Below are 14,712 nucleotides of genomic sequence, written 5' to 3' on the forward strand. Positions count from 1 at the left end.
GCGGACGCCGGCTTTGCCCACCCTACGTTCTTTTCGTCCTACGCCGCCTTGGTGCCGGCCTGATCCACCAGGTTCTGCCGGGCTTCGCCGAGATAGCTGCGGATCTCCTGCGTCAGCAGGCCGGATTGCGAAGAAACATCGCCCGACGCCTGCATCGTCGAAGTTGCCAGTTGCTCGGTGGTGCGCGCGGTTTCCGCCAGTGACTGTACGTTGACGGATATTTCGCGCACCACGGCGAAGGCCTCGTCGATGTTGCGGGCGATCTCCGCCGTCGCCGCCGACTGCGCTTCGGCGGCGCCGGCGACCTTGCTGGTGATCTCGTTGACCTCGGCGATCACGGTGCCGATCTCGGCGATGGAATCGCTGACCTTGTCGGTCGCCGATTGAACCTGGCCGATCTGGGCCTCTATTTCGGCGGTGAAAGTGGCGGTCTGCGTCGCCAGCGCCTTCACTTCATGGGCCACCACGGCAAACCCGTGGCCGGCCTCGCCGGCGCGCGCCGCTTCAATCGTGGCGTTCAAGGCCAGCAGATTGGTCTGGCTGGCGATCCCGTTGATCGATTTGGCGACCTCGCTGATCCGCACGGCGACCTCGCGCAGCACATCGACATGCCCCGCCGCATCGGCCACCCGATCGACGGCGCGGTGCGCTATCGTCGCCGAGCGGCTGACGTCGGCGCCGACTTCGCCGGCGCTGGAGGACAGCCGCGCCGTGGCCGATGCGACCGACTGCATGTTGGTCGCCGCCTGTTCCGACGCTGCCGCCACCGAGGTGACGCTGTGCAGCGTCGAGGACGCCCCGGCGCGCAAATTGCCGGCATTGCCGCTCATTTCGCTGGCGCCGCTATCGAGCGCCGACACGATGCCGTTGACGGTGACTTCGAGCTCGGAGGTCTGGTGCTCGAACCGGCCGATCCGCGCGGCGATGCTGTGGGTCGCGGCGTTGATGACATCCGCGCCGTGCAGCAGGCCGCCATGCAGGCCGGCACGAAGAATCCGGCGATAATACTTGTTGTGATTGACGGCGGTCATCGCCGCGGTGGCCTCGCGTACGAAGGCATCGCAGCCATCGATCATGTCGTTGATCGCGTGCAGCAGTTCGCCCGTAGCACCCTGCGTCGGAATGCCGAGAATCCGGGCTTCGAAATCGCCCTGCACGATGCGGCGGCAGGTATCGCGCGCCAGCACGATCAGGGCGGCTGCGCGCGACATCCACCACAGCGTCACCCCGGCCGCCGCGATCGCGAGTGCCTGCAGCGCCATCGCCAATGTGCCCATGCCCGCCAGTTGCAACGCCAGCGACGCCACGAGAGCGAGGACGACGAGCGCCGTGCTAAGCTGCGCTCTTGATAGAAAACATGAGTTCGTCATAGCTGACCTTCTGACTGGCAACGAAATCCGTGAGCGCCTTGTATCCGGCGGCGAGCGCGTCCTTGCCGTTGACATGACGCTGCTCGATCGCGAGCACCTGCGTATACAGCGGGGCGATGGTGGTGCGGATGATGTCGGGTGCCGGCGCGCGGCGATTGGAATGGTAGCCATTGATCCGGCCGTCGGCGCCGAACGACGGCGTTACATGGGCGAACACCCAGTAATGATCGCCCGTCCTCGCCATGTTCTTCACATAGGCGAAGATCTCTCGGCGGTCCTCGATGGCGTCCCACAACAGCTTGAACACGCTGCGCGGCATGTCGGGATGCCGGATGATGCTGTGCGGCCGGCCCATGACTTCCGCCTCGCTGTAGCCGGCGATCCTGCAGAACAACTGGTTGGCGTAGGTCACCCGCCCCTTGAGGTCGGTCTTCGATACGATCAGTTCGGAGGCCGGGAAGAACACCTCGCGGTTGGTCGGCTTGACGGTATGGGACATGACGTTATGGGACATGGGGCCTGCCGAAATCGAATACGGTTGTGACGCCGTGTTACGTCGCCAGCCTGAAGATGACGTTAAGGTTGTGCGTGGCGCCGATGGGCCAGCGGCAGGCGCTGCAGAAGCGCGTCGGGATTCATCTGTTGTTCAGCATGAGGGCATTGGACAGAGAGGTATAAGGGTTTCGCAATGGCCGCGTGAAAGAAACGAGGCAACCGGGGCCTTCTGATGCACATTTCGCGGCGACGCCTGAATGATTTACTCAACGCAACCCGGGACAGCCTGTCCGTACGCAGCCAGATTGCCGCCGCCGTCGGCCTCATGACGATCATCCTCGTCGGTGCGCTGGCCGCTGGTGCGGCTTTCGTCAGCTACCGCACCACCGCGACGCTGGTGAACAGCCGGCTGACCAGCGTCGCCTCCACGACCGCGGAGCGGCTCGACCGCTACATGGCGGTGCGCCAGCAGGAGATCAAACTGTTCTCGCAGCTGGAGCCGATGAAGAAGCTCTGGCAGGATGATCCGGCCGCGCTGCGCCGATCGCTGGAACAGCTGCAAGCCTCCTTCACCGACTTTGCCTGGATCGGCTTTGCCCGTCCCGATGGCATTGTCGCCGCCTCGACCGGCGGCCTGCTGGAAGGCGCCTCGGTCGCGCAGCGGCCGTGGTTTCGCACCGGGTTGCACGAATCCGTGGTCGGCGACGTTCACGAGGCGGCTCTGCTATCGTCGCTGCTGGCGCAACGCGCCGACGGCGAACCGCATCGCTTCGTCGATGTCGCGCTGCCGGTGCGCGATGCCGACGGTCAATTGATCGGCGTGTTCGGCGCCCACCTGAACTGGGACTGGGCGCGCGGCGTGATCGCAAGCGCCGAGGCCAATGACGGCGGCACCGATACCACAATGGCGGTGTTGTCGAAGACCGGCACCGTGCTGCTCGGCCCCGGCATGGGCACCAGCAAATATGCCGGCGAGCTGTCCCGCATGATCGCCGAAAAATCCGGTACCTTCAGCGATGTAACGGCCAACGATAAAATGTTGCGGGCGTTCTTCGTCAGCCGCGGTCATCGCGACTATCAGGGCCTGAACTGGATCGTAACCGCCAGCCAGCCGGCCAGCGTCGCGCTGGCCGCCGCGATCGAGACGGCTACGACCATTCTGGCGATCGGCGCACTTGCCGGACTGGTCGGCGTGCTGATGGCGTTCGTGATTGCAAGACGGATTTCCCACCCGATCCGCGCCCTCACGATCGAAGCCGACCGCATCGGCCGCGCTTCCGGCCCCACCATGCTGCCGCGGCTGAACGGTTCGCGGGAGGTGGTGCAGCTGACCCGCGCGCTGCGCTCGCTGCTGCGCCGGATCGGCTTCGCCGAGGAGCGGACCAAGGAGGCCAAAGCGCGCGCCAGTGAGAATGCGATGCAGTTCAAGGACGACATCACCCGGCTGCGCATGCTGGCCGATACCGATTTCCTGACCGGCCTGCTGAACCGCCGCGCGTTTCTGGCAGCCGCCCATGACGCCATGGACTTCTCGAAGCGCTACCGGCGCGGCATGGCGACCCTGATGATCGACATCGATCACTTCAAGGCGATCAACGACACCCATGGCCATGCCGCCGGCGACGTCGTCATCAGGAAGATCGCGGACATCATTTCCGGAGCGATCCGGAGCACCGACCGCGCGGCGCGCTTTGGCGGCGAGGAATTCCTGGTGCTGCTGCGCGAGGTCGACGAGGCCGGCGCGCAGCTGCTGGCAGAGCGGATCCGCCACGCCGTCGGGATGACGGTCATCTATGACAAGGCGACCCGCCTCAAGGTCACGGTTTCGATCGGGATCGCCATGATGGGCGCGTCCGACCGTGACGTGCAGGACATGATCGAACGCGCCGACCAGGGGCTGTATGTCGCCAAGAACTCCGGTCGCGATCGCTGTGTGCTGCTGCCGGATACTGACATCGACCGCGTTCGCGCCGCCTGACGCGCTCAGCCGAGCCCGTGCGCGATCACCTTGCGCATCAGATTGGGCAGCGCTTCGCCATGCAGCGTGGCGATCGGCACCCAGCGCATGCCGGCCGGCGCGCGGCTGCGTGCCGCAACGCGCGCGGTGTAGACCACCAGCTCCAGCGGAAAATGCGTGAAGACGTGGGTGACGACGCCAACCTTGCGGTGCCAGGTCGCGACGCCCTTCACGGACGGCGCTTGCTGCAGTGCCGCCGCATCGTCGTGGCCGGCGCGCCATTCCGATGACGGCACTTCGGTCATGCCGCCGAGCAGGCCCTTTTCCGCCCGCGTCCGCACCAGCAGTTCGTCGCCGCGCGTCACCACGAAGGCCGCACCGCGGCGAAGCGTGCCGGCCTTCTTCGGCGCCTTGCGCGGAAACGTCTCCTGGTCGCCGCGCAAGCGCGCCGCGCAATCGTCGTTGATCGGGCACAGCGCACAGGCTGGCCGCTTCGGCGTACAAATGGTGGAGCCCAGATCCATCAGGGCCTGCGCGCTGTCGCCGGCGCGGGTCGCCGCCAGCAGCGTCGTCGCGAGTGCCTGGATTTGCGGCTTGGATTTCGGCAGCGGCTCTTCCACTACATAAAGCCGCGACACCACGCGCTCGATATTGCCGTCGACCGGCATGGTCTGGCGGCCGAACGCGATCGCGGCGATGGCGGAGGCCGTATACGGCCCGATGCCCGGCAGCGTGCGCAGGCCCTCCTCGGTGTCGGGAAACGCGCCGCCATGGTCGCGCAACACCGCCACCGCGCAGGCATGCAGGTTGCGCGCCCGCGAATAATAGCCGAGCCCCGCCCACATCCGCAGCACGTCGTCCTGCGAGGCCGCGCCGAGATCGGCGACCGTCGGCCAGCGCGCCAGGAATTTCTCGAAGTACGGACCGACCGTCTGCACCCCGGTCTGCTGCAGCATGATTTCAGACAGCCAGACCCGGTACGGATCGATCGCCCCGCCCGGCAGCGGCCGCCACGGCAGTTTTCGCCGGTGCCGGTCGTACCAGTCGAGCAATTGGCGCGGCCGGTCGGCGACGGCAAGCTTGCGGATTTTGGTGGCTGGGGATGCGGGCACGAAGCATTGTAAAATCAGAATCGGGGCAAGGCCAGCGCCGAACGTGATGTTGCCGGCCATAACGCGGCGCGTTATAATGATCCAGAGTTTCGCCAGCTTCGAGACGGAGGTGATCTGGTCTGGCCACCGCAGCCGAAAGCTGCCGTCGGACATCCAGGCCGTTGCCCTGCGAAAACTGCGTCTTCTCAATCAGGCGCGCGCGCTCGGCGATCTCCGCGTGCCGCCGGGTAACCGGCTCGAAGCGCTGAAAGCCGATCGGCTTGGCCAGTATTCGATCCGGATCAACGACCAGTGGCGGATATGTTTTGTCTGGGACGACGGGGGACCCCGCGATGTCGAAATTGTCGACTACCACGGCTAAAGCCGGCCTCTTGCCGAACCCGCACCCCGGCGAGATCCTGCTGGAGGAGTTTCTGAAGCCGATGGGGCTCAGCCAGAACGCGCTGGCCCGCGCGGTCCATGTCGCACCAAGGCGGATCAATGAGGTCGTGCTCGGCAAGCGCGTGGTCACGGCGGATACCGACCTGCGGCTGGCGCGGTATTTCGGCCTCTCGGAAGGCTTCTTCCTCGGCCTGCAGATGGATTTCGACCTGATGCAGCGGCGCCGCGAGATCGAAGGCGACCTGAAGACGATCCGGCCGCATGCGGCCTGATTTTGCCGGCGGCAGGTGCTAGGGATACGCGATGAGAAAGCCCGGCTACATTTCCGCCAAACCGCTCTCCGTGCTGCTCGGCGGGGTGTTTTCCGACGCCTTTGCCAAGCAGGGCTTTGCGTCGCGCGAGCTGGTGACGCGCTGGGCGGAGATCGCCGGCGCCGACATCGCCAAATTCTCCGAGCCGCTGAAGATCCAGTGGCCGCGGCCGGTCGAGGGCCAGAACCAGGTGCCGGCGACGCTGATCCTGCGCGTCGAGGGGCCGATGGCGCTGGAGATCCAGCATTCCTCCGACGCCATTTTGCAGCGGGTCAACCGGTTCTTCGGCTGGAATGCGGTCGGCAAGATCGCGCTGCGCCAGGCGCCGCTTTCACGCCCCAAGGTCCGCAAGACCATAAAGCCGATCGAGGCTGCCGCCGTCGCCGAAGTCGCCAAAAGCCTGGGCCGCGTCGAGGACGACGAGCTACGCGAGGCGCTGGCGCGGCTCGGCGCCACGATCAAGCGGAAGTGAGCTTTTCGCAAAGGCCGGGCCGCGGCCTGCGCTTGCCACAATTCGGGTTTCAAGTTAGCCACAGACAGCATTTCCGGGCGCGCCGCGCCAACAGGAGCCTTCCTTGATCATCACGCGCCGCGCCGTCACCCAAGCCCTTTCCCTCACCGGCCTCGCCGCTTTGGCCGGCGTCTCGCCGCTGTTCCTGATCGAGCAGGCGTTCGCGCAGACCGCCTCGGCGGCCGACGTCGCCAAGCCGGTGTCGCTGCCCGACATGGCGCTCGGCCCGAAGGACGCCGCCGTCACCGTCACCGAATACGCCTCGATGACCTGCCCGCATTGCGCGACCTTCACCAAGGAAGTGTTCCCGAAGATCAAGGAAGCCTTCATCGACACCGGCAAGATCCGCTTCGTGTTCCGCGAATTCCCGCTCGACATCAAGGCCGCCGCCGGCTCGATGCTGGCGCGCTGCATCGCCAAGGACGATTCCGCCAAATATTTCGCGGTCAACGACCTGCTGTTCAAGACCCAGGACGACTGGGTGCTGAAGGACACCGCCGCCAGCCTGACCCGGATCGGCAAGCAGGCCGGCCTCAGCCAGGAGGCGGTGGAAGCCTGCCTGAAGGACCAGGCGCTGCTCGACAAGATCGCCGCCGACCAGAAATTCGCCAACGAAGTGCTCAAGGTCAACTCGACCCCGACCTTCTTCATCAACGGCGAAATGCTCAAGGGCGAGCAGAGCTTCGAGGAATTCTCGAAGAAGATCACGCCGCTCTTGAAGAGCTGAGGTCAGGCGCTTCACTCAGGCTGTCATCCCCGCGAAAGCGGGGATCCAGTATACGCAGGCGTCTGCGACAGATCTTCGAACGGCAGCGTTTACTGGGTCGCCCGGTCAAGCCGGGCGACGACAGAGGTGGGTGTCGCACGCGCATCGCTGTGCACGCCTGACCCTCACCACTCCCGCATTCATCATCTCTCAATTTCAAACAGCCGTCCGCATCCTCGCGACGCCGATGCGCCCGAGCTTTGCGAGATCTCCCCTCACGCATGAGGGGAGCGACGCGCCGAAAGGCGCGGGGATCGTTCGTCGCGGAGCGTGACGGCTGTGCGAGAGCCACCACACCACGCGCATCGCCTTTCGGCGCGCCACCGCGGCGTTTCTGTCCGGAGGACCGTGCTTCCGGGACAGCTTCCGGCGGGATTTCCCCGCCTTTCCCTGTCCACGTCCAGCCGACAAAGAGCGGCAGAGCCCCGTAGTGGGCCCGGACGGTGCCCCCCGGCCTCCCGGGTCCGTGGGTGCGAGCCACGTCCGCAGGCGCCGCATCCCGCCCCACTCCAGAACGCCTCATGAAGCGCCCCTCGCGGACAGGACGAAGGAGAATATAGTCAAGAAAGGATTATTGTCAATAAACCGGTCTTGAAATTTTTGTCGCTCCACGGCTACTTACACGCCGGCCCAGTGTTATATTGCGGCATCGCACGAACGTGGCCGACAGTAACCAGTAGCGACTGAAATGCACGCGGCCTGCGCCAAGCGCTACGGCACGTTAAACCAAGGATACACTCGATCAGACTTGGTAAAAGTTAAAGCCCGATATAACCTGTGGTTGAAGTATCTCTACCACATCGAAAGACAGCGATCCCATGCAACGAAAAGCAACCTTCCAGTCCCTATCCTGGCTTTGGGACATATATAAGCGAGGATTGCTCGATCTTGATCCTCCATATCAAAGGAGGAGCATTTGGAACGCTCCTTACAAAGAGTTCTTCATCGATACTGTATTGAATGACTATCCATGCCCGGCGATATTTCTCTACGAAAACATCACGCCCGACGGGGTTGCAAAGTACAGCGTGGTGGATGGCAAGCAACGACTCATTACACTTTTTGAATTTGCAAACAACGAATTCCCCGTTTCGTCAGAAGCAACGATTGCGAAGCACAAGGACAAATATTTTAAGGACCTTGACGACGACACAAAGCGAGGATTTTGGCGATACCAATTTGCTGTGGAGTTTATCCCATCGGAAGATGAAACTTTGATCAACACGATATTTGATCGCATCAATCGAAACGTTGCAAAGTTAACTCGACAAGAATTACGTCACGCAAAATTCTCAGGAGCCTTTATTACTAAGGTCGAAGAGCTGTCGGAGTGGACATTTAGCACGCTGCCCAAAAACTTTCCTTTTATTCAGCCGTCTTCGCGAAAGCAAATGAGGGATGACGAGTTTCTTGCGCAACTCCTGCTCCAAATCGAGGAGGGGCCGAAATCGTATTCACAAGACGATTTGGATAAAGCCTTCAGCTCTCGAGATCCCGTATGGGAGCGAGCCGAAGAGGTAACAGACAAGTATAGAATGGCCATTCAGAAGATTGATCAAATCGTTCGGAGCGACCAAACATTGGATATTACACGAAGCCGGTTAAGAAATCAGGCCGATTTCTATTCGTTGGTGGGAGGCGTTTACGCCCTATCCGAAACGGGGCACGACATTGCACCTGATGAAGCTCGGGAGCGTCTTCGTCAGTTTTTAGCAACGGTCGACAACGAAGAACGGCGCGCGGAAATCCCGAGCGCGGCAAGCTATTTTGCCGCAAGTCGAGCCGCTTCGAACGACGCCGGCCCGCGACAAACGAGAATAAATATCATGAAAGAGATTTTGCTCGGTGAGGTCGCCTTGCTTCAGGCATCTTAAAGTGAACATTCCCCAAGCTCTCATCTCGGTATATGCTGAGCTAACCCCCATACTGAAAAATGTAGAAGGGCGCGTCAATCAAGCATTGCGGGCATATGCTGACAGCAGACTTCTACCTTTCATATCCAGAATCAAAACCATTGAATCCGCCGCAGAGAAAATTGAGACAGGACGCTACCGATCGTTCGAGGAAATTGACGATCTAGTAGCTTTCACCGTTGTCGTCCCAACACTAAAGCATGAGGAAGAGGCGGTGGCGCATTGCGCTAACTCCTTTGTGATCTCCTCTATTAGAAATCGCACTTCAGCCAAGAAAGCGCCGGACGTCTTTCGATTTGATAGTACTAGACTATATGGGCGCCTGCAGAAACCAGATGGCGTCGATATAAGGGGAATATCGATTTACGATATTGTTTTTGAAATTCAGATTCGTACTGCGTTTGAGCACGCTTGGATCGTAGCGACCCATCCCTTAACTTATAAGTCTGAAACGGTCGACTGGAAGCGATTTCGTCTTGCTGCACAGCTAAAAGCATCTGCTGAACAGCTTGACCTCGCAATTAATTCTTTTGACGTTCTCGCAGAATCCGTAGCAGAAGCTCCATGGCCTGAGATCCAGCAAAAAGCACTCATAATCGAAATGATCCATAGGCTCGTCGATGACGAAATCATTCCGGCGGAAGCGGCGCCTAAAGATCTTTCTCGATTTTCAGAGAACCTAGTTTCCCTTATTCAATCTTCAAAAAGAAAACCAAAAATGGGAGATGCGCTGAGTGAATTGGAGCGAGAACTGCGAACGTTAACGATCGACACGTTCCCTAGAAGCGCTTCGATATTGCAGGTTTGCATGGGCCTCTTATGTCAAAAAGGCATTCTGACCGGCCCACTTCAAAAATACACTTGCCATATAACGGACCCTCTCACGCAACTGTACCCAGAATTGCGGACACTTTCGCCCGTCTTTGACTACGGCGCGGTGTAGCCCCCCCTCCCAAACCTCTGGAAAACCCCCCGCCGCGCGTTGCGCCCCCGTCCCCTGGCCGCCATTGTCCGGCGCTTGAGAGAAGCGGGGCGGCGAGTCCCGGCGGGCGTGGGCGATCCCTCTATGGTATTGTTCGTGCTGCACGATTCGCGTTTCGCCCAGATTCCACCGGCTTTCCGGCCGGCGGCGACCATAGAGTAACGTGTCCATGAAACTCACGCGCCTGCGCCTGCACGGGTTCAAATCCTTCGTCGAACCCACCGATTTCATGATCGAACCCGGCCTCACCGGCGTGGTCGGGCCGAACGGCTGCGGCAAGTCGAATCTCGTCGAGGCTTTGCGCTGGGCGATGGGCGAGACCTCGCACAAGTCGCTGCGCGCCGCCGACATGGACGCCGTGATCTTTGCAGGCAGTGGCAACCGCGCCTCGCGCAACCACGCCGAAGTGGTGATGACCATCGACAATACCGACCGCACCGCGCCCGCGGCGGTCAATGACGCCGAAATCCTCGAAATCTCCCGCCGTATCGAGCGCGACGCCGGATCCAGCTACCGCATCAACGGCCGCGACGTCCGCGCCCGCGATGTGCAGATTCTGTTTGCCGACGCCGCCACCGGCGCGCGTTCGCCCGCCCTCGTCCACCAGGGCAAGATCGGCGAAATCATCCAGGCGAAGCCCGAAGCGCGCCGCCGCGTGCTGGAAGACGCCGCCGGCGTCGCCGGCCTGCACGCCCGCCGCCACGAGGCCGAGCTGCGCCTCAAGGCCGCCGAAACCAACCTCACCCGCGTCGAGGACGTGATCGGCCAGCTCTCCGGCCAGATGGAGGGCCTGAAGAAGCAAGCCCGCCAGGCGATCCGTTACCGCGAAGTGGCGCAGAAGGTCCGCAAGGCCGAGGCCATGCTGTTCCACATGCGCTGGATCCAGGCCCATGCCGACGTCGCCGAGGCCCAGCAGACCCACGACCTCAACGTCCGCGAGCTCGCCGAGCGCACCCGCGAACAGGGCGAGGCCGCGCGCATCCAGGCGATCCGTGCCAACGACCTGCCCGGCCTGCGCGAGGCCGAGGCCCGCGCCGCCGCGTCTCTGCAGCGCCTGACCAATGCCCGCGAGCTGCTCGACCGCGAGGAAATCCGCGCCAAGGAGCGCGTCGGCGAACTCGACCGCCGCCTCGCGCAGTTCGAAAGCGACACCGCGCGCGAGATGCAGCAGGCGGAAGACGCCGAAATCGCGCTGATGAAGCTCGACGAAGAAGACGTCATGCTGAAGGAAGAGATCGCAGGACGACTCGACCAGCGCGGCGGCGTCGACGATCGCGTCTCCGAGGCCGAAGCCGTGCTCGCCGCGGCCGAGCGCACCTTCTCCGAACTCACCACCGCGCATGCGTCGATGACCGCGCAGCGCAACCAGCTGCAGTCCAACGTGCGGACCCACGCCGACCGGCTGACGCGCCTGGGTCAGGAAATCGCCAATGTCGAGGCCGAGATCGAGCGGCTGACGCAGACCACCTCCGGCTTCGGCGACATCGACGAACTCGCCGCCTTGATGGAGACCGCGCAGGAAATCCTGCTGATGGCGGAAGCCACGGTTTCGGACGCCGAGCAGGCCCATGTTGCGGCCAGGCAAACGCTTGAAGCGTCGCGTGCGCCGCTCAACGAGGCCGACAAAAAGGTGCAGCGGCTCGAGACCGAAGCCCGCACTATCTCGAAGATTCTCAACGGCGAGACCAAGAATTTGTGGCCGCCGATCATCGACGGCGTCAGCGTCACCAAGGGTTTTGAAAAGGCGCTCGGCGCCGTGCTCGGTGACGATCTCGACGCCCCCGTCGATCCCTCGGCGCCGATGCGCTGGACCGATGCCGGCGTGCATGCCGAAGATCCGGCCCTGCCGGACGGCGTCGAATCGCTGGCCGACCACGTCAATGCGCCGCCCGAGCTGGCGCGCCGCCTGAAGCAGATCGGCATCGTCTCAAAGGAACAGGGCGCAGCGCTCGTCGCGCACCTCAAGACCGGGCAGCGCCTGGTGTCGCGCGAAGGCGACGTATGGCGCTGGGACGGCTTCGTCGCCGGCGCGCATGCGCCGACCGGCGCCGCCCGCCGCCTCGCCGAACGCGCCCGCCTCACCGACATCGAGGCCGATCTGGAAGCCTCGCGCGTCGATGCGCAGATCAAGCGCGAAATGCTGGAGCAGGCCGAGGCCGCGCTGAAGACGGCGTCTTCCGCCGAAGCAGCCGCCCGCGACGCGCTGCGCAATGCCCGCCGCGACATCGACCAGTCGCGCGAGCGCCACGCCAATGCCGAGCGCGAGATCAATCGCCACGCCGCCCGCCGCTCGGCGCTGACCGAGGCGCAGTCGCGCCTCGACAACGACCGGCTGGAAGCCGAGGCGTCGCTGGAAAGCGCGCATGCCGCGCTGGAATATTTGCCGGATTCGTCTGATGCCGAAGCGCAGCTTGCCGCCTTGCGCAGCGAGATCGAGGGCCATCGCCGGCTCGCCGCGCAAGTGCGCGCCGAAGCTCAGGCGCTGGCGCGCGATGCCGAACTGGCCGACCGGCGCTTGCAGGCGATCATCAGTGAGCGCGCGCAGTGGGAGAGCCGGAAGTCGGGCGCGGCGTCGCAGATCCAGACCGTGACCTCGCGGATGGCCGAAGTCACCGCCGAGCGCGCCGAGCTGGAAGACGCGCCGGCCTTGTTCCTGCAGAAGCGCCGCGCGCTGATCTCGGAAGTCGAGAGCGCCGAGCAAGCCCGCCAGCTCGCCGCCGACGCGCTGCAGGTCGCCGAGAACGCGATGAAGGAAACCGACCGCGAGGCGAAAGCCTCGCTGGAAGCCTTGTCGGCCGCGCGCGAAGCCTGCGCCCGCGTCGAGGAGCGCATGGAAGGCGGCAAGCGCCGGCTCGAAGACATCGAGCGCGAAATCCGCGACATGCTGGAAGTCGAGCCGGAAGGCGTCGCCGCCATGGCCGAGATCAAGGAAGGCGCCGCCCTGCCGCCCTTGCACGAAGTCGAATCCGACCTGGAGAAGATGCGCCGCGACCGCGAGCGCCTCGGCGCCGTCAACCTTCGCGCCGAGGAAGAGCTGGGCGAAGTCGAGGGCGCGCATAACGGGCTTGCCGGCGAGCGCGACGATCTGGTGGAAGCCATCAAGCGGCTGCGCCAGGGCATCCAGAGCCTCAACAAGGAAGCCCGCGAGCGTTTGTTGACCTCGTTCGAGGTGGTCAACGGCCACTTCAAGCGGATGTTCGTCGAATTGTTCGGCGGCGGCGAAGCCGAGTTGAAGCTGATCGAGAGCGACGATCCGCTCGAGGCCGGCCTCGAGATCGTCGCCAAGCCACCCGGCAAGAAGCCGCAGACGCTGTCGCTGTTGTCCGGCGGCGAGCAGGCGCTGACCGCGCTGGCGCTGATTTTTGCGGTGTTCCTGACCAACCCTTCGCCGATCTGCGTGCTCGACGAAGTCGACGCGCCGCTCGACGACCACAATGTGGAGCGGTTCTGCAACCTGCTGCACGAAATGTGCGCCACCACCGAAACCCGCTTCATCACCATCACCCACAACCCGATCACCATGGCGCGCATGCACCGGCTGTTCGGCGTGACGATGGCGGAGCGCGGCGTCTCGCAGCTGGTCTCGGTCGATCTCGAGAACGCCGTGAAGATTTTGGACATGGAAGTCGCGTAACTAATCGGAACGACGGCGGCAGTGGCCTCCCTCCCCCTTGCGGGGAGGGTCGGCCGAACGAGCGATGATGCGATAGCATCATTGAGAGTGGAGGCCGGGGTGGGGGTGCCACGGGCTCGGAGTTTGTGGCTACCCCCACCCGACCCGGCTTCGCTACGCTTCGCCGGGCCACCCTCCCCGCAAGGGGGAGGGGAAAGAACCGCGCTCCGATGACCGCCCCCGAGCTGCCCGCCGAACTCACCGCCGCGCTGAATGCCCGCCTGCACGGGCTGTCGCGCAACGATGCCGCCTTGCGCTCCGATACGATCTCGCAAACCTACCGATCCGGCGGTGGCTCCATCGCGATCCGTAGTGAAGCGGATGCGCTGGCCTATGCGCTGGCGCGGATGCCGGCGACCTATGCGGCGGTGACCGCCAGCCTCAACGCGTTGCAGGAGGTGCGGCCGGATTTCCCCCCGCGCTCTTTGCTCGATTGCGGCGCTGGGCCGGGCACCGCAAGCTGGGCCTGCGCCGAGGCCTTCGCCTCCCTAAACGAATTCACGCTGCTCGATGCCAATCCTGCGCTGCGCAGCCTCGCGCTCGACCTTACCCGCGACAGCATGCGTCTGCCCGCGCTGCGCTACGAGCTCGGCGATGCCACGGCAACGATCGCGAAAGCCCCCGCGGCCGATCTGGTGATCGCCAGCTACGTCATCAATGAACTCCCTGACGCCGCCCGGCAGAAACTGGTCGCGGCGATGTGGGCCAAGACGCTCGACACGCTGCTGATCGTCGAGCCCGGCACGCCCGCCGGCTACCAACGCATCCTCGACGCCCGCGCGATGTTGATCGCCGACGGTGGCCACGTCCTCGCCCCCTGCCCGCATGACGACGCCTGCCCGCTGACAGCACCCGACTGGTGCCACTTCTCGCAGCGGCTGCAGCGCTCCCGTGTGCACAAGCAGCTGAAATCCGCCGAGCTGCCCTACGAGGACGAACGCTTCATCTACCTCGCGCTGTCGCGCTCGCCAGCGACCCGGCGGCCGTCGCGGGTGCTGGCGCAGCCGGTGGTCAGCAAGGTCGCGGTGACGGCGAAATTGTGTACGCCGGACGGCGTGGTCGCCGCCGTCGCCCCGCGCCGCGACAAGGCGGCCTATGCCCGCGCCCGCAAATGGGGCTGGGGCGACGCGGTGGATTAATTCGCCCAAGCGACGCTTTCGGGTCATTGAAATCCCCCATCTTTCTGCCATGTTCGCGCCCAAACCCGGCTTGGGCTATTGTTCGCCCAAGCGATTCTCCAT

General features: G+C 63.8%; 12 protein-coding genes. 9 read left to right on the top strand and 3 right to left on the bottom strand.

Annotation, left to right across the window (positions count from 1 at the left end):
• Positions 1-38: 38 nt before the first annotated feature.
• Together FIU28_RS23085 and FIU28_RS23090 are read right to left on the bottom strand one after the other, a co-directional pair.
• On the bottom strand, positions 39-1,277 hold the full coding sequence (locus FIU28_RS23085) for a methyl-accepting chemotaxis protein (protein ID WP_246660783.1): 1,239 nt from the start codon (positions 1,275-1,277) through the stop codon (positions 39-41).
• 55 nt (positions 1,278-1,332) lie between these two features.
• Complete coding sequence (locus FIU28_RS23090; RefSeq protein WP_143576358.1) at positions 1,333-1,869, bottom strand: PAS domain-containing protein; 537 nt, start codon at positions 1,867-1,869, stop codon at positions 1,333-1,335.
• Positions 1,870-2,097: 228 nt separating this feature from the next.
• On the opposite strand from FIU28_RS23090, the gene FIU28_RS23095 reads away from it, so the two are divergent.
• The gene (locus tag FIU28_RS23095) at positions 2,098-3,843 is read left to right on the top strand and encodes a sensor domain-containing diguanylate cyclase (protein ID WP_143575445.1); all 1,746 of its coding nucleotides are present in this window, start codon (positions 2,098-2,100) and stop codon (positions 3,841-3,843) included.
• A 5-nt stretch (positions 3,844-3,848) separates the two neighbouring features.
• Here the strand turns inward: FIU28_RS23095 and mutY are convergent, their stop codons facing one another.
• Positions 3,849-4,934: an A/G-specific adenine glycosylase gene (gene mutY, locus FIU28_RS23100; RefSeq protein WP_246660784.1), complete on the bottom strand. Its 1,086-nt coding sequence runs from the start codon at positions 4,932-4,934 to the stop codon at positions 3,849-3,851.
• A gap of 76 nt (positions 4,935-5,010) precedes the next feature.
• Between mutY and FIU28_RS23105 the strand changes: the two genes are divergently transcribed.
• The 8 genes from FIU28_RS23105 to FIU28_RS23140 all read left to right on the top strand — a co-directional run bounded on the left by FIU28_RS23105 (position 5,011) and on the right by FIU28_RS23140 (position 14,610).
• Complete coding sequence (locus FIU28_RS23105) at positions 5,011-5,295, top strand: type II toxin-antitoxin system RelE/ParE family toxin (protein ID WP_143575447.1); 285 nt, start codon at positions 5,011-5,013, stop codon at positions 5,293-5,295.
• On the top strand, positions 5,267-5,587 hold the full coding sequence (locus FIU28_RS23110) for a HigA family addiction module antitoxin (RefSeq protein ID WP_143575448.1): 321 nt from the start codon (positions 5,267-5,269) through the stop codon (positions 5,585-5,587). The genes FIU28_RS23105 and FIU28_RS23110 overlap by 29 nt, the downstream gene beginning before the upstream one ends.
• A 31-nt stretch (positions 5,588-5,618) precedes the next feature.
• The gene (locus FIU28_RS23115; RefSeq protein ID WP_143575449.1) at positions 5,619-6,098 is read left to right on the top strand and encodes a DUF721 domain-containing protein; all 480 of its coding nucleotides are present in this window, start codon (positions 5,619-5,621) and stop codon (positions 6,096-6,098) included.
• Positions 6,099-6,201: 103 nt separating this feature from the next.
• Positions 6,202-6,864 carry a DsbA family protein gene (locus FIU28_RS23120; RefSeq protein ID WP_143575450.1) on the top strand — a complete coding sequence of 221 codons (663 nt, stop codon included), beginning with the start codon at positions 6,202-6,204 and terminating at the stop codon, positions 6,862-6,864.
• 917 nt (positions 6,865-7,781) lie between these two features.
• Entirely contained in the window at positions 7,782-8,777 is a 996-nt protein-coding gene (locus tag FIU28_RS23125; protein WP_210245433.1) for a DUF262 domain-containing protein, read from the top strand.
• Position 8,778: 1 nt separating this feature from the next.
• On the top strand, positions 8,779-9,759 hold the full coding sequence (locus tag FIU28_RS23130; RefSeq protein ID WP_168203020.1) for a hypothetical protein: 981 nt from the start codon (positions 8,779-8,781) through the stop codon (positions 9,757-9,759).
• A 208-nt stretch (positions 9,760-9,967) separates the two neighbouring features.
• Entirely contained in the window at positions 9,968-13,432 is a 3,465-nt protein-coding gene (gene smc / locus FIU28_RS23135) for a chromosome segregation protein SMC (protein WP_143575453.1), read from the top strand.
• Positions 13,433-13,641: 209 nt separating this feature from the next.
• Positions 13,642-14,610 (top strand): small ribosomal subunit Rsm22 family protein, encoded by a 969-nt coding sequence (locus FIU28_RS23140; protein WP_143575454.1) that lies wholly within the window; start codon positions 13,642-13,644, stop codon positions 14,608-14,610.
• Positions 14,611-14,712: the final 102 nt, after the last annotated feature.

It is taken from the genome of Tardiphaga sp. vice154 (assembly GCF_007018645.1).
GTDB lineage: Bacteria > Pseudomonadota > Alphaproteobacteria > Rhizobiales > Xanthobacteraceae > Tardiphaga.

What these genes read in the sequence shown, in the direction of transcription:
- FIU28_RS23085 (WP_246660783.1), bottom strand. Translation starts at nt 1,277, where the DNA reads ATGGGCACATTGGCGATGGCGCTGCAGGCACTCGCGATCGCGGCGGCC.
- FIU28_RS23090 (WP_143576358.1), bottom strand. Translation starts at nt 1,869, where the DNA reads ATGTCCCATACCGTCAAGCCGACCAACCGCGAGGTGTTCTTCCCGGCC.
- FIU28_RS23095 (WP_143575445.1), top strand. Translation starts at nt 2,098, where the DNA reads ATGCACATTTCGCGGCGACGCCTGAATGATTTACTCAACGCAACCCGG.
- FIU28_RS23105 (WP_143575447.1), top strand. Translation starts at nt 5,011, where the DNA reads ATGATCCAGAGTTTCGCCAGCTTCGAGACGGAGGTGATCTGGTCTGGC.
- FIU28_RS23110 (WP_143575448.1), top strand. Translation starts at nt 5,267, where the DNA reads ATGTCGAAATTGTCGACTACCACGGCTAAAGCCGGCCTCTTGCCGAAC.
- FIU28_RS23115 (WP_143575449.1), top strand. Translation starts at nt 5,619, where the DNA reads ATGAGAAAGCCCGGCTACATTTCCGCCAAACCGCTCTCCGTGCTGCTC.
- smc (WP_143575453.1), top strand. Translation starts at nt 9,968, where the DNA reads ATGAAACTCACGCGCCTGCGCCTGCACGGGTTCAAATCCTTCGTCGAA.
- FIU28_RS23140 (WP_143575454.1), top strand. Translation starts at nt 13,642, where the DNA reads ATGACCGCCCCCGAGCTGCCCGCCGAACTCACCGCCGCGCTGAATGCC.